This is a genomic window from Psychroserpens algicola, assembly GCF_014526325.1.
Classification (GTDB): Bacteria; Bacteroidota; Bacteroidia; order Flavobacteriales; family Flavobacteriaceae; genus Psychroserpens; species Psychroserpens algicola.
Genome location: NZ_JACNMJ010000003.1, coordinates 71,246 through 92,496 on the forward strand (window position 1 = coordinate 71,246; position 21,251 = coordinate 92,496).

General features: G+C 34.1%; 24 protein-coding genes. 12 read left to right on the forward strand and 12 right to left on the reverse strand.

What is annotated here, in order from left to right; translation table 11 throughout:
• Positions 1 to 9: 9 nt before the first annotated feature.
• The 5 genes from H7350_RS08915 (at position 10) to H7350_RS08935 (ending at position 4,166) form a co-directional block, all read left to right on the forward strand.
• Positions 10 to 699 carry a hypothetical protein gene (locus H7350_RS08915; RefSeq protein ID WP_204345561.1) on the forward strand — a complete coding sequence of 230 codons (690 nt, stop codon included), beginning with the start codon at positions 10 to 12 and terminating at the stop codon, positions 697 to 699.
• 225 nt (positions 700 to 924) lie between these two features.
• Entirely contained in the window at positions 925 to 1,065 is a 141-nt protein-coding gene (locus tag H7350_RS08920; RefSeq protein WP_204345562.1) for a hypothetical protein, read from the forward strand.
• 251 nt (positions 1,066 to 1,316) lie between these two features.
• On the forward strand, positions 1,317 to 1,994 hold the full coding sequence (locus tag H7350_RS08925; protein ID WP_235989309.1) for a porin family protein: 678 nt from the start codon (positions 1,317 to 1,319) through the stop codon (positions 1,992 to 1,994).
• A 36-nt stretch (positions 1,995 to 2,030) separates the two neighbouring features.
• Positions 2,031 to 3,209, forward strand: coding sequence for an AIR synthase related protein (locus H7350_RS08930; protein ID WP_204345563.1), 1,179 nt, complete (start codon positions 2,031 to 2,033; stop codon positions 3,207 to 3,209).
• A 12-nt stretch (positions 3,210 to 3,221) separates the two neighbouring features.
• A complete protein-coding gene (locus tag H7350_RS08935) occupies positions 3,222 to 4,166 on the forward strand; it encodes a DUF3078 domain-containing protein (RefSeq protein WP_204345564.1) in 945 nt (314 codons plus the stop codon).
• Here H7350_RS08935 and H7350_RS08940 read toward each other — a convergent pair.
• The gene (locus H7350_RS08940; RefSeq protein WP_204345565.1) at positions 4,163 to 4,453 is read right to left on the reverse strand and encodes a hypothetical protein; all 291 of its coding nucleotides are present in this window, start codon (positions 4,451 to 4,453) and stop codon (positions 4,163 to 4,165) included. The two genes, H7350_RS08935 and H7350_RS08940, sit on opposite strands and share 4 nt — an antisense overlap.
• Before the next feature lie 110 nt (positions 4,454 to 4,563).
• Between H7350_RS08940 and prfA the strand changes: the two genes are divergently transcribed.
• Genes prfA through H7350_RS08955 form a run of 3 tightly spaced genes read left to right on the forward strand, consistent with a single transcriptional unit; the run spans position 4,564 to position 7,307 of the window.
• A complete protein-coding gene (gene prfA / locus H7350_RS08945) occupies positions 4,564 to 5,640 on the forward strand; it encodes a peptide chain release factor 1 (RefSeq protein ID WP_204345566.1) in 1,077 nt (358 codons plus the stop codon).
• Between the two features lie 32 nt (positions 5,641 to 5,672).
• Positions 5,673 to 6,488 carry an orotidine-5'-phosphate decarboxylase gene (gene pyrF / locus H7350_RS08950; protein ID WP_204345567.1) on the forward strand — a complete coding sequence of 272 codons (816 nt, stop codon included), beginning with the start codon at positions 5,673 to 5,675 and terminating at the stop codon, positions 6,486 to 6,488.
• Between the two features lie 6 nt (positions 6,489 to 6,494).
• A complete protein-coding gene (locus tag H7350_RS08955; protein WP_338105770.1) occupies positions 6,495 to 7,307 on the forward strand; it encodes an ABC transporter substrate-binding protein in 813 nt (270 codons plus the stop codon).
• Here H7350_RS08955 and H7350_RS08960 read toward each other — a convergent pair.
• The 3 genes from H7350_RS08960 to H7350_RS08970 all read right to left on the reverse strand — a co-directional run bounded on the left by H7350_RS08960 (position 7,282) and on the right by H7350_RS08970 (position 8,738).
• The gene (locus tag H7350_RS08960) at positions 7,282 to 7,509 is read right to left on the reverse strand and encodes a Lacal_2735 family protein (RefSeq protein WP_204345568.1); all 228 of its coding nucleotides are present in this window, start codon (positions 7,507 to 7,509) and stop codon (positions 7,282 to 7,284) included. The genes H7350_RS08955 and H7350_RS08960 overlap by 26 nt on opposite strands.
• Before the next feature lie 76 nt (positions 7,510 to 7,585).
• On the reverse strand, positions 7,586 to 7,786 hold the full coding sequence (locus H7350_RS08965; RefSeq protein ID WP_204345569.1) for a Lacal_2735 family protein: 201 nt from the start codon (positions 7,784 to 7,786) through the stop codon (positions 7,586 to 7,588).
• Positions 7,787 to 8,030: 244 nt separating this feature from the next.
• Positions 8,031 to 8,738 carry a DUF4197 domain-containing protein gene (locus H7350_RS08970; RefSeq protein ID WP_204345570.1) on the reverse strand — a complete coding sequence of 236 codons (708 nt, stop codon included), beginning with the start codon at positions 8,736 to 8,738 and terminating at the stop codon, positions 8,031 to 8,033.
• Between the two features lie 158 nt (positions 8,739 to 8,896).
• Here H7350_RS08970 and H7350_RS08975 point away from each other — a divergent pair, with 158 nt between their 5' ends.
• The gene (locus tag H7350_RS08975; protein ID WP_204345571.1) at positions 8,897 to 10,009 is read left to right on the forward strand and encodes a TlpA family protein disulfide reductase; all 1,113 of its coding nucleotides are present in this window, start codon (positions 8,897 to 8,899) and stop codon (positions 10,007 to 10,009) included.
• Between the two features lie 40 nt (positions 10,010 to 10,049).
• On the opposite strand, the gene H7350_RS08980 is transcribed toward H7350_RS08975, so the two are convergent.
• Positions 10,050 to 11,150, reverse strand: a complete 1,101-nt coding sequence (locus H7350_RS08980; protein WP_204345572.1) for an OmpA family protein — start codon at positions 11,148 to 11,150, stop codon at positions 10,050 to 10,052.
• 280 nt (positions 11,151 to 11,430) lie between these two features.
• Positions 11,431 to 12,279: a formyltetrahydrofolate deformylase gene (purU, locus tag H7350_RS08985; protein WP_204345573.1), complete on the reverse strand. Its 849-nt coding sequence runs from the start codon at positions 12,277 to 12,279 to the stop codon at positions 11,431 to 11,433.
• Positions 12,280 to 12,425: 146 nt separating this feature from the next.
• On the opposite strand from purU, the gene H7350_RS08990 reads away from it, so the two are divergent.
• Complete coding sequence (locus H7350_RS08990; RefSeq protein ID WP_204345574.1) at positions 12,426 to 15,842, forward strand: methylmalonyl-CoA mutase family protein; 3,417 nt, start codon at positions 12,426 to 12,428, stop codon at positions 15,840 to 15,842.
• Positions 15,843 to 16,286: 444 nt separating this feature from the next.
• Here H7350_RS08990 and H7350_RS08995 read toward each other — a convergent pair whose 3' ends face one another.
• Together H7350_RS08995 and H7350_RS09000 are read right to left on the reverse strand one after the other, a co-directional pair.
• A complete protein-coding gene (locus H7350_RS08995; RefSeq protein WP_204345575.1) occupies positions 16,287 to 16,574 on the reverse strand; it encodes a type II toxin-antitoxin system RelE/ParE family toxin in 288 nt (95 codons plus the stop codon).
• Positions 16,567 to 16,806: a ribbon-helix-helix domain-containing protein gene (locus H7350_RS09000; protein WP_204345576.1), complete on the reverse strand. Its 240-nt coding sequence runs from the start codon at positions 16,804 to 16,806 to the stop codon at positions 16,567 to 16,569. The genes H7350_RS08995 and H7350_RS09000 overlap by 8 nt, the downstream gene beginning before the upstream one ends.
• A gap of 379 nt (positions 16,807 to 17,185) precedes the next feature.
• Here H7350_RS09000 and H7350_RS09005 point away from each other — a divergent pair, with 379 nt between their 5' ends.
• Positions 17,186 to 17,731 carry a sigma-70 family RNA polymerase sigma factor gene (locus H7350_RS09005; RefSeq protein WP_204345577.1) on the forward strand — a complete coding sequence of 182 codons (546 nt, stop codon included), beginning with the start codon at positions 17,186 to 17,188 and terminating at the stop codon, positions 17,729 to 17,731.
• Here H7350_RS09005 and H7350_RS09010 read toward each other — a convergent pair.
• Positions 17,728 to 18,123 carry a hypothetical protein gene (locus tag H7350_RS09010; protein ID WP_204345578.1) on the reverse strand — a complete coding sequence of 132 codons (396 nt, stop codon included), beginning with the start codon at positions 18,121 to 18,123 and terminating at the stop codon, positions 17,728 to 17,730. The two genes, H7350_RS09005 and H7350_RS09010, sit on opposite strands and share 4 nt — an antisense overlap.
• A gap of 116 nt (positions 18,124 to 18,239) precedes the next feature.
• On the opposite strand from H7350_RS09010, the gene H7350_RS09015 reads away from it, so the two are divergent.
• Positions 18,240 to 18,686: an Lrp/AsnC family transcriptional regulator gene (locus H7350_RS09015; protein ID WP_204345579.1), complete on the forward strand. Its 447-nt coding sequence runs from the start codon at positions 18,240 to 18,242 to the stop codon at positions 18,684 to 18,686.
• 48 nt (positions 18,687 to 18,734) lie between these two features.
• Here the strand turns inward: H7350_RS09015 and H7350_RS09020 are convergent, their stop codons facing one another.
• Genes H7350_RS09020 through H7350_RS09030 form a run of 3 tightly spaced genes read right to left on the reverse strand, consistent with a single transcriptional unit; the run spans position 18,735 to position 21,093 of the window.
• The gene (locus H7350_RS09020; RefSeq protein ID WP_204345580.1) at positions 18,735 to 19,493 is read right to left on the reverse strand and encodes a DJ-1/PfpI family protein; all 759 of its coding nucleotides are present in this window, start codon (positions 19,491 to 19,493) and stop codon (positions 18,735 to 18,737) included.
• Positions 19,494 to 19,498: 5 nt separating this feature from the next.
• Positions 19,499 to 19,882 (reverse strand): VOC family protein, encoded by a 384-nt coding sequence (locus H7350_RS09025; RefSeq protein WP_204345581.1) that lies wholly within the window; start codon positions 19,880 to 19,882, stop codon positions 19,499 to 19,501.
• Between the two features lie 2 nt (positions 19,883 to 19,884).
• Entirely contained in the window at positions 19,885 to 21,093 is a 1,209-nt protein-coding gene (locus H7350_RS09030; RefSeq protein WP_204345582.1) for an MFS transporter, read from the reverse strand.
• Between the last annotated feature and the right edge of the window lie 158 nt (positions 21,094 to 21,251).

Here is a 21,251-nt window from a genome sequence, read left to right on the forward strand (position 1 = left end):
AATGTGATTATGACTAAAGCTACTACAATTAAATGTTTGTTAATGATTGTTTTTCTTTTTCTTTCTGTAAACTCTTTTGCTCAGGGTTTATTGGAAATTGGAGAAAAACCACCTGAAGATTCTTTATCGGTGACAACGTTACGTTCTAAAAATGCAATTTCTATTAGTATCGGAAGCGCCTTACTAAATGGTGATTTTAACGATTCAGATTTTGAGAATTTTTTAGAGTTGCAACTCAAGCGCTTTATAGCACCTAAATTTGCCATAAGTGGAAATATCAAAAAGTTTGATATTAAAAACTATGATTTTGAAGAACAGGGATTTTTATCAGGAGATTTAAATGTCGAATGGTTGATACTTTCTAATGATAAATTTTCACCATTTATTTTTGTCGGACCTGGAATACTCCTTTCAAATGACTTTAATGATAAAAATTATAAAGTTCAAGGCGGATTTGGACTAGAGCATTTGATAACAAATAATTTTGCTGTGTATGGAGCTTTAGAGGCTAATTATATTTATGACGAACAAAAGGGATCGATGTTGCTTCAGGAAGCCGATCAATTATATTTTAATGGGAGTATAGGCATTTTGTTTTACTTCGGAAATAGAAACTATTCAAAAGCAGTAAAATCTAAGAAAAAATTGTCTAAAAATGAGCCTTCAATTATTAAATCTAATACCATAGGCTATTATTAACAATTTTTGTTTATATCCATATAGAAGCCTCAGTTTTTGAGGCTTTTTTTGTTGCTTAAGAGTCTGTGTAAATGTTAATAAGTACGTAGTCTTACGTACTTATAATGAGCTAATAATGTATTTCAACGCATAATTATATCAACTAATCGAAAATATAGTTAAAGCTACAAAAACACTAACATAATTGGTTAAGTTTGTAGTGCTATTAATCAATTTTTTGTAAAAATGAAAAAGTTACTACTAAGTGTAGCAGCGCTTATGTTTGCTACCTTGTTGTTTTCTCAGGACGATTCTAACGACGTACAAGATGACCTAACTCAGGACAACGTTGTAAAGACTGAAGCGAGATTTCAAGCAGAATCGTAAAAGGTTTTGATGCTTACAAAAATGAGTTGGCATTGTTGACCTTTGCCACAAGAAAGACAAGTGAATTTTAAATAAAATCATTTGTCTTTTTTTTTTTTGGTTTATCGTTTATTTTAATGAAAACGTAAGCCATTGATAATTAATTTTTTATATTGCCCAGCCTTTAATACCAATTTAAGTTGGTATAATCCAAGTCTTTTTGAATCTAAATCTTATATGTTATTGGTAAAGTTTAACCAAAACAAGATTTGATGATAGCGCAACAAATTCGTTTTATTTTACTGGTATGTACCTTAAGTTTGATTGGTTTCCAATCTTATGCTCAAGACCTAGTAAATATTCCAGAGCCCAAGACCAAATTTTATGACCTTAGAGGAACTAATGCTTTTGATGTTGCATTAGGAACTTCTGTTATTAATGGAGATTTTCCAGATCCAATGTTTGAAATATACTCTCACTTTGGTTACAAAAGGCATCTGACTCCACATTTAGCTTTAGATATTGGATATCATAAGTTCAATTTGGCTTTTATTGATACATACAATGAAGGTTTTATGTCTTTCGATTTTAATGTAGAACTACTCATGATTCCTCATGAACGATTCTCTCCTTATATGTTTGCAGGAGTAGGATATAATGCTTCTAATCATTTCAAACAGTCGGCTTCTAAAGTTCAGGGCGGAATCGGATTAGAATATGTGGCTTCAAACAAGTTAGGGCTAAAATTATATACAGATTATAATTATGTGTCTAGTGATACACTTGATGGTTTAGAAGCAGGAGCGTCAGATGATACCTATTTTAGAATAGCTTTTGGTTTAAATTTTTATTTTGGTGGAGCTGAAAAGAAAGCGAAAATATTGAAAGACCATTCTACAGAAATTGAATCAAATTCAATAACTGATGATAGAAATAGGCTTAAATTGTAATTAACAATTCTTATTTTTGTGGCTCAAACCAAACACATGAGTCAAGATATAAGTAAACGTTATGCGCAACGAGGTGTTTCTGCTTCAAAAGAAGATGTGCATAATGCTATTAAACATATAGATAAAGGTTTATTTCCTAAGGCATTTTGTAAAATTGTTCCAGATTATTTAACAAATGACGACGATTATTGTCTGATTATGCATGCCGATGGTGCCGGAACAAAAAGTTCTCTGGCCTACATGTACTGGAAGGAAACTGGAGATGTTTCTGTATGGAAAGGTATTGCTCAAGATGCACTTATCATGAATATTGACGATTTGCTTTGTGTTGGAGCAACAGATAATATTATGCTATCATCTACTATAGGGCGTAATAAAAATCTGATTCCGGGAGAGGTCATTTCAGCAATAATAAACGGTACCGAAGCCCTAATCAAAGACTTGAAAGCTTTTGGTGTCACTATTCATTCTACAGGAGGAGAGACTGCCGACGTTGGTGATTTGGTTCGAACTATAATTGTCGATTCTACCGTGACGGCTCGTATGAAACGCAGTGATGTGATTGATAATGCTAATATTAAACCAGGTGATGTTATTGTCGGCCTCGAAAGTTTTGGACAGGCAACTTATGAAACCGAATATAACGGAGGCATGGGAAGTAACGGATTAACCTCTGCGCGACATGATGTTTTTCATAAGTATTTAGCTGAAAAATACCCTGAAAGTTTTGATGCTTCTGTTCCTGAAGATCTGGTCTATTCCGGACAAACTAAATTAACTGATGCTGTTGAAAATGCGCCTATAGATGCTGGTAAACTTGTATTGTCACCAACACGAACTTACGCGCCAATTATAAAAGCGATACTGTCTAAATTTTCTTCGGAAAAATTGCACGGAATGGTGCATTGTTCTGGAGGAGCACAGACCAAAATACTTCACTTTATAGAGAACTTACATATTATAAAAGATAATATGTTTGCTATTCCACCGTTGTTTAAACTTATTCAGGAACAATCTAAAACAGATTGGAAAGAAATGTATCAAGTGTTTAACTGCGGACATAGGATGGAACTCTATGTGTCGCCCGAAATTGCCGATGAAATTGTAGAGATTTCAAAATCTTTTAACGTGAATGCTCAAATTATAGGTCGTGTTGAAGCTTCCGAAGAGAAAAAACTTACCATCTCTAGTGAATACGGCGTTTTCGAATATTAGATATTTATTAAAATGAAACAAATTTTTATTGCAGTTGCCCTACTGTGCTATCAATTGTCTAGTGCCCAAATTGATTCCCTTCTAATAGAACAAGCAGAATATACCTGGTTGCAAACAAATAAAGTAGGAGTAGATATAAGTGAAGTTACCTTTGTAAATTGGAATGCAGGAGGTAGTAATTCCATTTCAGCTTTACTCAATGTTGCTACAGCATTAAAGTATGAAGACAGCTATTTTAAATGGAAAAATTCTGCACTTTTGAGGTATGGTATCAATAAACAAGAAGCCCAAAAAATTAGAAAAACTGAAGACCAATTAGAATTGATTTCTACACTTGGGTTTAGAAAAGACACATTGACTAACTGGTATTTTTCTGGACGATTTAATTTTAAAACTCAACTCACCAATGGCTTTAGTTATCCAGACCGAACCAATGAGATTTCAAAATTTATGGCGCCAGGTTATTTGTTTTTTGGAGGTGGAGCCGAATATGGTAAGAATCTTGAAAAATTTTCCTTCTATTTTTCACCACTAACGGTTAAAGCCACTTTTGTACTAGATGAAGACTTATCTAATGCAGGCTCTTTTGGCGTTGAACCAGCTGTTTACGATGAAAATGGTGTGCTGATAGAACAAGGCGAACGGGTGAGAACAGAAATGGGAATATTATTAACCAATGCACTCGAAGTCGATATTTATGATAATATAAGTCTGATTAATCAATTAAGCCTCTATACCGATTATTTAAATAATTTGGGAAACACAGATATAGACTGGGAAATCGTGTTTAATTTCACAGTTAATGAGTATGTCAAAGCGACATTAGGATCGCATGTGAGATATGATGATGATATTAAAATTCTAGAACCGACAGAAGTGGAAGGTGAATTCGAAGAATCTGGCGCACGAGTGCAATGGAAACAGTTATTAGGTGTTGGAGTGGTTATCGATTTCTAAATAAACCCTTTTATTAATAATAAAAAAGCGCTGGTTAAAAGGCTGTCAAATAAAAAGATAACAGCAAAGAATTTGATGTTTGAAACACCACTAATTCTATAAAAGCGCAAACGCTGCCTTACCTTTCGGTCGCTTATCATAAACCATAAAACAAATATTAAAAATAGTTTAGTAGAGAGCGCTAAAATCAATTCTGGGTTGATAATCGTTATTCCCAGAGTGACAATAAATGACCAGAGTGCCATTGATTTGTAGTAGTTTAGTATAGATTTTACTTGCTTTCGCATAAGCGTATAACGTCAAAACCTGCTAGAATATTTTTCAGCGATTGAAACAAGTTTTCAACCGTAATAAATCCATAAATTATCGTATTTTTGAATCACAATTTTGAAGATAGATGTTAGAAAAGTTACAAATAGTAAAACAACGTTTTGATGAAGTGAGTGATTTGATCATTCAACCAGATATTATTACAGATCAAAAGCGTTACGTTCAACTTAATAAAGAATACAAAGATTTACGCTTGTTAATGGATAAGCGTGAAGCCTATATAGAACTTACCGAAAATTTAAAGGAAGCCGAAGAAATTATTGCTGATGGAAGCGACCCTGAAATGGTTGAAATGGCCAAGCTGCAATATGATGAAGCAAAAGAAGGGATTCCTAAACTGGAAGATGATATTCGGTTTTTATTAATACCAAAAGATCCGGAAGATTCTAAAAATGCAGTAGTTGAACTGCGTGCTGGAACTGGAGGTGACGAAGCCAGTATTTTTGCTGGTGATTTGTATCGCATGTATACAAAGTATTGTGAGAGTAAAGGTTGGAGAGTTGATACTGTAGATTATAGTGAAGGAACTAATGGTGGATTTAAAGAAATTCAGTTTGAAGTTTCAGGAGAGGATGTTTACGGGACTTTAAAATTTGAAGCCGGAGTGCATCGCGTTCAACGTGTACCACAAACTGAAACTCAAGGTCGTGTTCATACGAGTGCAGCAACGTGTATGGTATTTCCTGAAGCCGAAGAATTTGATATTGAAATCGATCCAAAAGATGTACGTATTGATTTTTTCTGCTCTTCTGGACCAGGAGGACAATCGGTAAACACAACTTACTCTGCTGTGCGATTAACACATGAGCCAACAGGATTAGTAGCTCAATGTCAGGATCAAAAATCGCAACATAAAAACAAAGAGAAAGCGTTCAAAGTATTACGATCTCGATTGTATGAAATGGAATTAGCAAAAAAGAATGAAGCCGATGCCGAAAAGCGTGGTTCTATGGTGAGTTCTGGAGACCGAAGCGCTAAGATCAGAACGTATAACTATCCGCAAGGGCGTGTTACAGATCATAGAATCGGATTAACACTTTACGATTTGCAAAATATCATTAATGGTGATATTCAAAAAATAATAGACGAACTCATGCTGGCAGAAAATACTGAAAAATTAAAAGCTAGTGACGAACATATATAATATTTAAGCCTCTTTTATGAGGCTTTTTTGATATGACTACACAACAACTTACTGAACAAATAAAGAAAAAGAAATCCTTTCTATGTATCGGATTGGATGTCGATTTAAATAAAATCCCTAAACATTTATTGAAAGAAGAAGACCCAATCTTTGCTTTCAATAAAGCGATTATCGACGCAACTCATCATTTGTGTGTTGCTTATAAACCTAATACAGCGTTTTACGAAGCCTATGGTTTAAAAGGGTGGAAGGCACTTGAAAAAACCATCATGTATCTTAACGTGAAGCATCCAGAACAATTTACAATTGCAGATGCCAAACGTGGTGATATTGGTAATACAAGCACAATGTATGCTAAAGCTTTTTTTGAGGATTTAAATTTTGATAGTGTTACTGTAGCGCCTTATATGGGAAAAGATTCTATAGAACCTTTTCTGGCTTTTGAAGACAAACATACAATTATGCTAGCGCTAACCTCCAATCAAGGTGCTTTCGATTTTCAAACTAAAAAAGTTGAAGATAAAGAATTGTATAAACAAGTCTTAGAAACGTCAAAATCCTGGACCAACTCTGAAAATTTAATGTATGTTGTTGGTGCTACAAAAGCAGAATATTTAGCAGATATCAGAACTATAGTTCCAGATAGTTTCTTGCTGGTTCCTGGTGTTGGTGCTCAAGGCGGAAATTTGCAAGACGTTTGTAAGTATGGAATGAATGATTCTATTGGTTTATTAATTAACTCTTCACGAGGAATTATTTACGCTTCTGAAAATGAGTATTTTGCTGAAGCTGCTGCAGAAAAAGCAAGAGACTTACAGGCGCAAATGGAAGCGATTTTATCCAAATAAATTGTCATGCTGAATATGTTTCAGCATCTCATCATGAAATATAAAGATCAGCTCAATAGAACTTTAGAATTTAAAGAGACGCCTAAGCGAATTGTTTCATTAGTGCCTTCACAAACCGAATTACTGGTCGATTTGGGTTTAGAATCTTCTATTGTTGGTGTCACTAAGTTTTGTGTGCATCCAAAACATCTTATAAAGGAAAAGACGATTGTTGGCGGAACAAAACAAGTAGACTTAGATAAGATTAAAGCTTTGAATCCAGATATTATTCTTTGTAATAAAGAAGAAAATACCAAGGCAATGATTTTAGATTTAGAAGAAATTGCACCTGTACATATCAGTGATATTTATAATGTGCCAGATGCTTTAGAACTCATTAGAATGTATGGTGTATTGTTTTCAGTAGAAAAAAAGGCAAACATAATTATTCAGAATATATCTAAAGCTCATATAGATTTTACTAGATGTATTGAAGGGAAATTAAAACTTAAGGTGGCGTATTTCATTTGGAAAAACCCTTGGATGGTAGCAGCAAATAATACCTTTATAGATGCTATCCTTAGTTTAAATAATTTTGAAAATTACTTTAAGGAACTTGAGCGTTATCCTGAGGTAAATTTAAAGAAAATGGATACAGCACTTGATGCGATATTATTATCAAGTGAGCCATATCCGTTTAAAGACAAGCACATTGAAGATTTAAAGCATCAGTTTCCTGATACTAAGGTTGTTTTAGTAAATGGTGAGTATTTCTCCTGGTATGGATCACGATTGCAGTATGCGTTTGACTATTTTAAAACGCTGCATCAAGATCTTTAGAATTTGTTCGTTTGAGACTTAAAATAATTTGTTTTAGTTTTTTAGCCTCATAACGCAAAATGTCACTTAAACTCATATCGGTTTGTTCAACATTATACGCTTCTTCAACAAAACGAATATATTTATCTTCTAAATCTTTAAGACTGAAAATTTTATTATTGTTTGGACTTGTTTTACCAACTTTACAAAAGTGTGAATTCATAATACTTGTTTTTATTCCATATATACGGTTAAAAAACAGGTGTTAGACGCTCTAAGTACGTTAAATAATTGTAAAATTAGTTTTGTTGGATTCTTCCTAAATCTCGATTAAGATACTTTAGTTTATTTAATTTGTGAAGTAACTTTATGGCCTGAAATTCGGAAATGTCACTAAGAGCAGAATCAGTTTGCCGAAAGTTATAGGCTTGTTCAATCAAGCGTTTGTAACGTAAGAGTAGTTTGTTTTGATGGTCCAGAATTTTACGTGGTGGTTTCATTACAAAAGAAATTTGAACACTTAAATGTATTTAAAATAATGTAAATCAGCAACTAAACTCTAAAAATAATAGCAAAAAAAAATCGGCCTAAGACTAAGACCGACTTTAATAACTAACTTTTCTAATTCAAAAAAATAATAATGTAGTTTATTGAATGCTAACTGATACAAAGATGTATCTTATTTATGCTTTTGGTGTTACCTTAATATTAGCTTTGTATTAAAAGTAATTTAATTACTTTTTTTTAATCCTGTAATGCAAATACTTTTTGCAATAGACTTGTGGTTCTAGAAGACACCTTAGATCTAATCTCTTTTTCTTCTACGGCAATCATAGTGTACACACCTTTTAAAGCTTCACCTGTCACATAATCAGTCAAATCAGGATTTACATTACTTGTAAAAGGTATCGCATTATACTTATTTATTAAGTTTTCCCAGATTTGATCGGCTCCAACTTTTGAGAACGAACTGTTAATTACAGGTTTAAATTTATCGTATAATGCAGTCTGAGTTTTACTGGTTAAATATTGCGTTGCAGCATCATCATTTCCAAGTAAAATCGTTTTAGCATCATTAAATGTAATGTCCTTTATGGCGTCAATAAATATAGGAGTCGCTTCGCTAACAGCATCTTCGGCAGCTCGGTTTAAAACTTTTAATCCTTCATCAGCTAAGTTGCCTAAGCCTATGTCACGTAAACCCTTGTCTACTTTTTGTAGTTCTTGAGGTAATGCTATTTTAACTAATTCATTCTTGAAAAAGCCATCTTTTTGAGTGAGCTTACTCACTTGCTTGTCTATGCCTAAGTCTAAAGCTTGGCGCAGGCCAGAGGCAATGTCTGCATTGCTGAGAACATCTCCGCCTTGAGGGAGATTATTAACCACGTCTTGCAATTCAGCACAAGCTGTGAAGTTTAAAATAAGAATAAAAGCTAAAATTTTACGAATCATAATTTCGGGTTATTAATTAAGATGCAAATATAAAGTATAAAACTTTTTAGAGTTTAAAATTTTGTAAATAAGGTCTTAAAGAAAATTTAAATTTTTAGTATAAAATACTATTTTAGCATAATAGTTGTTAATATTAAGGGAGTAATAAAAACAAATTGATGAATTTATACAAACGCTTATTAATCCTAATATGTTTTGTTATATCGAGTTTTAGCTATGGCCAAATTCGATTTTCTGAAACGATTCAAACTTCCAAAACAGCAACAAATACTGAAGCTTCCTTATTTTTTATTGATTTTTGGGCAACCTGGTGTAAACCTTGTGTCTATGCTTCAGAATATCTGGGTGTATTACAAAAACAATATCCTGACCGGTTTTATGTAGTCTCTTTGTCAGAAGAAAATCCTGATGTGGTTAAACGATTTTTAAAGAAGCATCCAACAGATTTAGCAGTATCTATAGATTATAAAGGTGAAACGTTCAAAGCTAATAATACACGAACATTGCCTTACGGACTACTTATTAATGCAAATGGAACTGTGTTGTGGAAAGGAAGTCCGACAGATTTTAAGAAAACAGATTTAGAGCACTATTTAAGACAAAACACAAAAATCAAAGAAGTTAATAAGGTCTTGAAAGTCCAAAAGATAAAAGAAGAGGTCTTTAAAGCAGATTATATGCCTTCTGATGATTTTGAAATCAAGCAGCTTAAAAATGAAACCTTTGAAACTTTAGTGAGTAGTTCACGAGGTGACTATACAGTTTACAAAGGAGATCTAAAAAGTATAATAGCTAAGGAAAAAAAAATATTGAAGAGTCAGGTGCAAATTGCTCCGACTCTAAATAAAACCTACGAAGTTTATATCAAAAAGGGAGGTAATGGGTTATTTCCAATTTTGGAGGAGTTAAAATTAGATATATTTCATTCTGAAATTCAAGGAGAAGTGTTAATGCTAGACATATCTAATATGATCTGTTGGGATACACATCAAATAGATTGGGGAGAAAATACAGCCAATTATCTAATAGACGATACTCAAATTCAAGCAGATAATGTCACTTTTGAAGATGTGATGTTTCAATTAGCTTCTGTTTTAAATTTGCCTTTAGCTACTAAAGGGGCAGAAGCTGATTTGGATAAACACGATTGGCAAATTCATCATCGTTTTTACAATTTAATGCAAACCAATTTGGAAGATGCTTATGGTATTAAAGCAACAAAAGAAAAGGGACGCTTTAAAACGTATATGATAAGAAAAAAGACACCTTAAAAAGGTGTCTTTTTTTTTTGATATGTTTAGAAAAGGCGTTCTAGTTATTTAATATTCTAAACTCAGTACGTCTGTTTCTTCTGTGTTGTTCTTCTGAACAATCTACACCATTAGAACAACGGTTAGTTAATCTTGTCTCACCATAACCCTTAGCAGATAAACGGCTTCTAGATATTCCTTTAGATACTAAGTAGTTAACTACAGAGTTTGCACGTTGTTGTGATAACGACATGTTGTAATCATCATTACCTCTAGAATCTGTATGCGCCATGATTTCAATATTCACAGGTTTATCATTTAAGATAGGTAATAAAGTTTCGTCAATAGTACGCTTAGATGCTGGTGTTAAACGAGCACTAGCAGTTTCGTAAAAAATTGGAATAACAGTTGGGTTTAATAATTCACATTCAACTTCTTCCCAAGTTGTGATACCTCCTTTTTGATCAAGAATAGTTCTTGTAACAGTTTCTGTTCTGGCAGGAATTGTATTACTTCGTGTAGATGCAGGAACATCAATAACCTGACGTGTAATCGTCTTGTATTCAGCTGGTATTTCTACTTTATCCATACGAGCAGGAGTTTTTATAACTCTTTTCTTATAGGTAGCAGTACGCTCAGGTACAGGAACACTTGATGTGCTAGCGTCTGTAGCTAAAGTTGTGAAAGGAACATCTCTGTTAGTTGCAGGATACTCAACAAAACAAGCAGCAACACAGTCGTCTTTGTTTACAGAAGGACAGTCTTCAAGAATTTTGTATTCCCAACCCGAAGTTGCAGGATACGTTTGAAATGTTCTTGAATCTCTACCAAAAGTAGCAGGAATTACATTTAAATCTGTACGTGCTTCTTTACTTACATAGGATACATCAACAGTTTCGTATGTAGCTGGTGTATAAACAAATTTTTCTGTAGCTTCTTTAACTAACACAGTTTCCTCTACTGTTTTATAAGTAGCAGGAACAACTTCTAAAGTTGTATAAGCAGGATAAACTTGTAAGGTTTCTGTAACCTCTTTAAATGTATCTTTTGTGATACACTTCACATAACACTTTCCAGGTTCTGGATTTGTTGGAAGCCCTTGGGCTTGAACGTAACCTACACTAGCAAGCAAGCATAGGAATAAAAATAATTTTTGTTTCATAATTAAAAATTAGTTAATGGTTATAGATATTTGTATAAGCCAACACATTTTGTGCGGCAATTAGTTAGACACCTAAATATTTGATAGGTCACTTTAGACTCTAAGAAGTAAAGTGTGGTTTTTATTAAAATTTTATCAAATCATCAAAATTAAAGGGTTTAATGCGTGAAATTAATAAAAAATTAACATAAAATAAAGTTAACATTTAAAAATTTAATATAAAAAACCTTACAAAAACAACTTGGTGTAATGATGAAAACTCTTAAAAAGTAAATTTTTGCTAATAAAAAATAACAGTCTTATTATTATAGACCATAACCTTGCGGTTGATGTGGTGTTTAATTGCAGTCGCAAGCACAATTTTTTCTAGATCTCGTCCTTTTGTAATTAAATCCTTTATAGAATAGGTGTGAGATACCCTCGCAACGTCTTGTTCTATAATGGGACCTGCATCTAGTTCTTCGGTAATATAATGACTAGTTGCTCCTATAATTTTCACACCTCTTTTTAATGCAGAATGGTAGGGTTTTGCACCTACAAATGCTGGTAAAAATGAATGGTGAATATTGATAATCTTATTATGGTAGCGCTCTATTAATTTGGTCGAAACAATCTGCATATATCTGGCTAGAACGATAAAGTCTACGTTATGATGTTCTAAGAGTTTTAGTTGCTTTGCTTCAGCTTGTGCTTTAGTCGTTTTCGATACTGGAATATGATAAAACGGAATATTAAAATTATCTGCAATAGGTTGCAAATCCTTGTGATTGCTGATAATGAAGGGTATTTCACAATGTAATTCTCCTGAGCTATAACGACCAAGAATGTCATAAAGACAATGGTCATATTTTGACACAAAAATTGCCATTTTTGGTTGTTCTTCGGCATCATAAATACGCCATTTCATTTGAAATTTATCTACCAATACATGTTTGAAATTTGAAGTGAACTTATCCATAGATAGCGAATCAAATTCACTTTCAATACGCATAAAAAAGATATTTTGTTCACGGTCCACATGCTGGTCAATATAGACAATGTTTCCACTGTGATCTGCTATAAATTTGGTGACCGATGCAATGATTCCAGATTGATCTTTACAATGAATTTGTAGGGTGATTTTTTTCATATCAATACTCCAATTTAAGTCAACTAAGTTACTGTAAAATCATTCCGACCGTTTTGAAAATTTAACTTTTAGATAATTGATTATAAACTCTTGTATTTTTTGAATATTCCGTAAATTTGTGTCTTTAAATCCTCATAATATTACGAATGAAGCAAGTCGCACCTTATAAGCCAAAACATAAAGTTAGAATCGTAACTGCAGCATCACTATTTGATGGGCATGATGCATCTATTAATATCATGCGTCGAATTATTCAGGCCACAGGTGTTGAGGTGATTCATTTAGGCCACGATAGAAGTGTTGAAGAAGTCGTTAATACAGCTATTCAAGAGGATGTCAATGCTATTTGTATGACGTCCTATCAAGGTGGTCATAATGAGTATTTTAAATACATGCACGATCTTTTAAAGGAGAAAGGCGCTGGTCATATCAAAATCTTCGGTGGTGGAGGTGGTGTGATTTTACCTTCGGAAATTAAAGAGCTCATGGACTACGGTATTGACCGAATCTACTCTCCGGATGACGGACGAGAAATGGGACTGCAAGGCATGATTAATGATTTGGTTCAACAATCAGATTTTGCCATTGGAGATACTTTAAATGGCGAACTTGATACGCTTCCGAAGAAAAACCCTAAAGCTATAGCACGTGTGATTTCTTCTGCTGAAAACTTTCCAGAAGTCGCCAAAGCAACTTTAGATGAAATTCATGTTAAAAATAAAAATTCTAAAACACCGGTTCTCGGAATTACAGGAACTGGTGGCGCAGGAAAATCGAGTTTGGTTGACGAACTGGTGAGACGCTTTTTAATCGATTTCCCCGAAAAAACTATAGGTATCGTTTCTGTAGATCCTTCAAAACGAAAAACAGGTGGTGCGCTTTTAGGCGACAGAATTAGAATGAATGCCATCAATTCACCTCGGGTTTATATGCGTAGTTTGGCGACACGTCAATCTAATTTAGCTTTGTCTAAATACGTCAACGAAGCGGTAGAAGTGCTTAAAGCTGCCGAATATGATTTAATTATTTTAGAAACTTCGGGTATTGGTCAAAGTGATACCGAAATTATAGAACATAGCGATGTGTCTTTGTATGTGATGACTCCAGAATTTGGTGCTGCCACACAACTCGAAAAAATCGATATGCTTGATTTTGCCGATTTAGTCGCTATCAATAAATTTGATAAACGTGGTTCGTTAGATGCTTTACGTGATGTGAAGAAACAATACATGCGCAACAATAATCTTTGGGATATTCCTCAAGATCAATTGCCTGTTTTTGGAACGATTGCCTCTCAATTTAATGACCCAGGAATGAATACGCTCTACAAAGCGATCATGGATAAGCTTGTAGAGAAAACAGATACCGATTTACAATCGACCTTTCAAATTTCTGATGAAATGAGCGAAAAGGTGTTTGTGATTCCTCCAGCGAGAACCCGTTATTTATCTGAAATAGCTGAAAACAATCGCGCTTACGATAAAACGGTCAATGATCAAGTAGAAGTAGCGCAAAGACTCTACGGCATTTATAAAACCATAGAATCTGTGGCTGAAACTACACCAGAACTTGATAAAGCTGGAATTAATAATGAGATCCTGAAACAAGTTCAGGATGATAACACAGACTTTGCAAGACTTCTTATTGCCGAATTTGATCGCGTAAAACTCAACCTCGATCCTTATAACTGGGAAGTGATTACGGGTTGGGACGACAAAGTTAATAAATACAAAAATCCGATTTATTCCTTTAAAGTTAGAGACAAGGAAATAAAAATAGAAACGCATACCGAATCTTTATCGCACACGCAAATTCCGAAGGTCGCATTACCAAAGTATCAGGCTTGGGGAGATATTTTACGATGGACTTTACAAGAAAATGTGCCTGGCGAATTTCCGTATACTTCAGGATTGTATCCGTTTAAACGCACAGGTGAAGATCCCGCGCGTATGTTTGCTGGTGAAGGTGGGCCAGAACGTACCAACCGTCGTTTTCACTATGTGAGTATGGGACTGCCTGCAAAGCGTTTATCGACGGCTTTTGACAGTGTGACGCTCTACGGAAATGATCCAGATCACAGACCAGATATCTACGGAAAAATTGGTAATGCAGGTGTTTCAATCTGTTGTTTAGACGATGCTAAAAAATTGTATTCTGGTTTTAATTTAGCCGATGTAATGACCTCAGTGAGTATGACGATTAATGGTCCGGCTCCAATGTTATTAGGCTTTTTTATGAATGCAGCCATCGATCAGCAATGCGAAATTTATATCAAAGAAAACGGATTAGAAAAAGAGGTTGAAGCAAAAATAGCTAAACTCTATAAAGGAAAAGAACGTCCAACATACAATGGTGAATTACCTGAAGGCAATGATGGTTTAGGCTTGATGTTGCTTGGTGTTACTGGAGATCAAGTATTACCAGCAGATGTTTATAATGATATCAAAACCAAAACCATTGCTCAGGTGAGAGGAACCGTTCAAGCCGATATTTTAAAAGAAGATCAGGCGCAAAATACCTGTATTTTTTCTACGGAATTTGCGCTGCGTTTAATGGGTGATGTTCAGGAATATTTTATCGAAAATAACGTACGTAATTTCTATTCGGTGTCTATTTCAGGATACCATATTGCCGAAGCTGGCGCGAATCCAATTTCGCAATTGGCGTTTACTTTGGCTAACGGATTTACCTATGTTGAATATTATTTATCACGAGGTATGGACATCAATAAATTTGGTCCAAACCTATCGTTCTTTTTCTCCAATGGTATCGATCCAGAATATGCTGTGATTGGTCGTGTTGCACGAAAAATTTGGTCTAAAGCCATGAAGCATAAGTATGGGGCTAATGCCAGAGCGCAAATGTTGAAATATCACATTCAAACATCTGGACGTAGCTTACATGCTCAGGAAATCGACTTTAATGATATTCGTACAACGCTTCAAGCCTTGTATGCTATTTATGACAATTGTAATTCCTTACATACCAATGCATATGATGAAGCGATTACGACGCCTACGGAAGAATCGGTACGTCGTGCCATGGCCATTCAGTTGATTATTAATAAGGAATTAGGATTAGCGAAAAATGAAAACCCAATTCAAGGCTCGTTTATTATTGAGGAATTAACCGACTTAGTAGAAGAAGCGGTGTTGCTGGAATTTGATCGAATTACAGAGCGTGGAGGTGTTTTAGGCGCAATGGAAACCATGTATCAGCGCAGTAAAATTCAGGAGGAAAGCTTGTATTACGAAACCTTAAAACACAACGGGCAATTTCCTATTATTGGTGTGAATACATTCTTGAGTTCTAAAGGGTCTCCAACGGTTATTCCTGCGGAAGTCATTCGAGCGACTGAAGAAGAAAAGCAATTTCAGATTAACACTTTAGAAAACCTTCATAAAGCTAACGATACTACAACCTTGTTGAAAGACCTTCAGCATAAAGCCATTTCTAATGAAAATATTTTTGAAGCTTTAATGGATGTCTGTAAAGTGTGTTCTTTAGGTGAAATTACGTCAGCCTTGTTTGAAGTCGGAGGTCAGTATAGACGAAACATGTAAGCAGGAATCCAATTTTGCAAAGCGAAGCGCATGCAAAATTGAGATTATCGCTTATCCCGAACTAGATTCGGGATCTCATAGCAGTATTAAAAGCAAAGCGAAGCGCATGCAAAATTGTGATTATCGCTTATTCCGAACTGGATTCGGGATCTCATAGCAGTATTAAAGGCAAAGCGAAGCGCATGCAAAATTGAGATTATCGCTTATCCCGAACTAGATTCGGGATCTCATAGCAGTATTAAAAGCAAAGCGAAGCGCATGCAAAATTGAGATTATCGCTTATCCCGAACTGGATTCGGGATCTCATAGCAGTATTAAAAGCAAAGCGAAGCGCATGCAAAATTGAGATTATCGCTTATTCCGAACTGGATTCGGGATCTCATAGAAGTACTAAAAGTAAAGCGAAGCGCATGCAAAATCGAGATTATTTCTTTTTTGATTATTTTAAAGAATATGATCTAAATCTTGTTTTCCTATTATTGTCATTATTTCAATAATTTCTCCATTTATTTTGAAAAAAATACTGTCAGATCCACAAACACATCTTCGATATCCCTTTTTTATATAATCGACCGATTCAAAAGAAAATGGTCTTTGAGCAATAATTTTAAAATAATCAAAAAAGGAGTTATAATATTTGTCAGCTTGAGTAATCCCAAACGTATTAACGCCATAATGATGAATTCTTATTAAATCTTCTTTAGCTGTATTACTTATTCTAAATTCAGCCATTGAGTAAGTCCTTCGATTGTTTTAGAATTTGCGATTTACTGTCAGAAGTAAATCCGCTATTTTCAGCTCTTTCCAGCTTCGTTCTAATCCAATCAATTTGAACCTGTTGATTTCTTGCTTGTCTAATTAAATCATTGACTAATTCACTCTTACTTGAATATTCTTTATTGTCAACTTGATTTTTCAACCATTCATCATTGGGTTCTGTAAATGATATACTTTGTCTAGCCATAATAATTCGTTTGATGTAAATTTACACCAAATATGAATCTTGTACAAGTTTTTATAATTATTGCAGCAAAGAGGTCAAGCAAACGTACATTCTTTAGTGAAATCATTACTTAAATTCAATGGTCTTAAAAAAGTTTCTCAAAAATGCATCTTTTTTAAAACTCTCACGTCTATAGTATGAACCTTAAAAATGAAAACTTATGAATTCTATAAATTGTACTTGTAACTGTGAAGGTTGCAAAGATGGAAATTGTAACAACTGTACATGTGATAATTGTACATGTAGTAATTGTAACTGTTAAGTTATATGTAAATATTTAATTCGTAATGTCTGTTTTGGTAACTTTATACTAGAATAGGCATTGCTTATTTTTAGGAGTATGACAACAACTAAAGACATATGGAAACAGTACGCAGAGGTCATTAAATACTTTATTTTGAGTAAAGTTAAAGACGTTTCTGTAGCCGATGATTTACTTCAGGAAACCTTTATTAAAGTACATACGAAGCTAGAAACACTTAAAGACGATGATAAGGTGAAGTCCTGGTTGTTTTCAATCGCTAGATATACAGTTTTGGACTATTTCAGGCAGCGCGATCTTGTTTATGAAACTTCAGATGAAGACTTTATTTTTGAAGACCAGAAGTTAGAACATACTAAAGTCGACTGTTTGCGCGGCATTATTAAAAGTTTACCCAAAAAGTATCGCGATCCTTTGTTTTTAAGCGATATAAAAGGTCTTAAACAAGCGCAGGTTTCTAAGCAATTACATTTACCATTACCTACTGTAAAATCTCAAATACAACGCGGAAGAAAACTCATTGCTCAAGGTTTCGTCGACTGTTGTGATTTTAAAGTCAATGACGACGGATACTTAGTTGGTGAGTTAAAAGAAAAAGCCGATTGTAAAGTGTGTAACCATTAAAGTGTCATCATCCAGCGATGTTGTAATCGCTTAAACTTTCTCAATTCACTTTGTAAAATTGGTAAGTAATCTTTACCATTGCTATTACAATGCTGTAAACGATTACAGTTAAGATGTAATCGATGCGTTAAGCGCTCAATAGAAGCTAAATGTTTGTGTTTTTTTTCTGAAAAACGCTCAGCTTGAGCTTTTTCTATTTCGGGAGCTAGTGATTCTGATTGTTGAACAATATCTCCAGAAAAATAGATGTCTGTATCTTCACTACCATCAGGACGCAAATACGATAAATCCTGATTGATATAGGTAGAGATGCTTCTTGATAAGACAAGAATATCCATAGCCTTTTGATATATAGGCAGTTCAGATAAGTGAGATGGGATATTATAATTCATTTTTCTTTAGCAAAGTGTAACAAATTTAGTGACAACTAACGACATTATGCTTTAACATTTAAAGTAAAAGCGTATATTTGATTTAATTATTAATTTATTTTATTAAAATACTTTAAATGCATATTGATTCTCTTAACTGGAAAATTTTGAAGTGTTTACAGTTAAATGCAAGACAGTCTAGTGCCGAAATTGGTCGGCAGGTTGGAATTAGTTCTCCAGCAGTTTCTGAGCGCATCAAAAAGATGGAAGATGCCGGAATTATTCAAAATTATAATGCCTTAGTGTCGCCTTTTGAAGTGGGCTATCAACTTAAAGCGTTAATTACCTTACGTGCTTTTATGGGCATGTTGAAACCTTTTTTAGAAAAGGTGACAACTTATGATGAAGTTGTTAATTGTTATCGAATTACAGGTAATGAAAATTTTGTGATGGAAGTGATTTTAAAAAACCAAAAACATCTTGAATCCTTTATTGATCAGTTGATTGTTTATGGTGAGACCAAAACACAAATTGTGTTATCTCATGTCGTCAAACACAATGAGGTGAAACCTTTGAAAAAGTAAGGTGTTTTGTTGCTGCTTCAGAGTATTTCTTATGTATGTAAAATGCTATCAGTTAATGATAAGATGCGGTACTTCCTCCAATTTCCAATCAATTACTAATCCGCCAGCCAAGCTTTCAGCAATCGATTTTCCGTAGAGATGTTCACAAAGATACAGTGCCGCTTCAAAGGATTTTGCGCCTCCCGCTGACGTAATGTATTTTCCATCGTGGACAAATAAGACCTCTTTTCTAATATCTAAATCAGGAAAGCGCTCACGCATGGTATCAATATCACTGGGAAAAGTTGTTGATACCGAATTATCTAATAAACCTGCTTGTGCCAACACAAAGGCACCATCACAGTGTGAGGTTATAAATTGCGCCTCTTTATCGACGCGCTTTACAAAATCAAGCATCACGGTGTCGTCTAAATCGGTGTCCAAATGATGCTCAGCACTTGGAACAACCAGAATATCAATTTTCGGCAAATCATCTTTGGTGTAATTGAAATCGGGTAGGATACGCATGCCTTCAAATGTGACAATTGGTGCGTCTGTATTTGCAACTGTAAATACATTCATAGGTTTAATACCATCTCTAAAAATCGTATGTTGAAAAATATCAAAAGGTGCAGTTAATTCGGTATTATAAACACCATCCATAATTAAAAAAGCCACATTATAACGGTTCGCTTCTAATTTTGGAAACTGCTTTTCGTCATGCTGAACTTGTTTCAGTATCTCATTATTCTGACGTTCTTTTTTGTCTTCAGACATATTACAGCTAACAAAGCATAGCATACTACATAGTAAAAGGATGTATTTCATTTGTATTAATCTTGAATCCGCCATGGTGGATTTGTTCTGGTGTTTCCTGCTTTATATAAAATAATGGGATTGCCATCTAAATCTTTTAAATGTGCTTCTCGCCATAACCAGTCTTTATCTTCGGGTTCTGAAGTAAATATAATTCCTTTTTGCTGAAGTTGTTCTACTAAATCATCAAGATGCTCGTCTTCAAAGTAAACCGTTATTCTGTGACCGTCTTCAGGTAATGAATCTACCTTGTGAATGGAAAATGTTGAGGTTCCGTCTGGACATTCAAATCTGACATATCTTGGTAAAGCATCAACAATAAGTTGTAGCCCTAAGGTTTTATAAAATATCGTTGCTTTTTCAACATCCAACGATGGTATTGTTATTTGATTTAAATTCATAATTATATTATCTTATTAATGAGTTTTGGTAAGTACATGATAATTATTGCAGCAAAACCCAATAATATAAACATGCCATACCAGGTCATTTCAAAACCAAAAGAATGGATTGCATTCATGCCTGCGTTATGGCCGATAATATGCGAGATTGAGAAACTCATACTATACAATCCCATGTAACTTCCTTTTCGTCCTTTTGGAGCCATGTCTAACGCTAGTGCATTGGAAAATGGAGAACCTATCATTTCACCAATAGTCATCAATACCATACCGATGATTAAAGTACCAAACAAATCAGAAAAATTTAGAATAATAAAGCTTATAGCAAGGAAAACGATGCCTAAAATAGTAGCTGTAATTTTTGTCATTCCTAACCTTTCAACCCAAGCAATTAAAGGCATTTCTAGGAATACAATCATAATCCCGTTTAAAAATAAAATCGAGCCTATTGTGTCTTCAGATAATCCGTGAATTTGCTTGTAGTATATAGGAACTGTAGAAAAATACTGAACAAAGGCAATCGCATTTATTACCATAACTACGAAAAATAGTAAGAAAGCTGGGTTTGCATAAGGTGAAATACCTTCTTTAACATGTACAATACTGACTTCTTTTTTTTCACTCTTTTTTGGTTTTAACAAGAGCACTAAAAGTAATGATGCAATCATACATGTAATGCCGTCTACCCAAAATATAGACTCGTAACTGGCTCTAGCAATTAAAATTCCACCAATCACAGGGCCAATAGAAAAGCCTAGATTTATAGCTAAACGTATAAGGCCTATATTTCTTGTGACATTATTATTAATACTATAGGCATCTGCAGCAACAAAAACAGCAGGACGATAGGTGTCTACTGCCAGCATAAGAAAGAACATACCTATACAAAGACTAGAAAAACTATCTAAAAACTGAATGGCAATAAACCCAATGCCTCCAATAAACAAACTTAAAACAATGGTCTTGTAATAACCAATAATATCAGTTAGTTTTCCTCCTATAAAGTTACCAAATAAAGAACCAAAACCATAAAAGGTCATAATCCATCCAACCTGTGGTAATGTAAAGTCTTTTTGATCGGTTAAATACAATGATAAAAACGGAATTACCATTGCTCCAGCACGATTTATAAACGTTACGAATGATAGAAACCAAATTTCTTTGGCAATGCCTCTGTACGTATTGAGGTAGTTGTTGATTAACATTTTCATTTTGGTTGATGTATAAATGTAAAAAGTCCGACGATATCGTCGGACTTTTTATGATTGATTGGTTAAATAATTATATTATCATAGCATATAGGAAGTCCGACTCTTTAAAAAAGAGGTCTGTCTTTTGGTATATGTTACGACGCAGTTTTGCATTATTC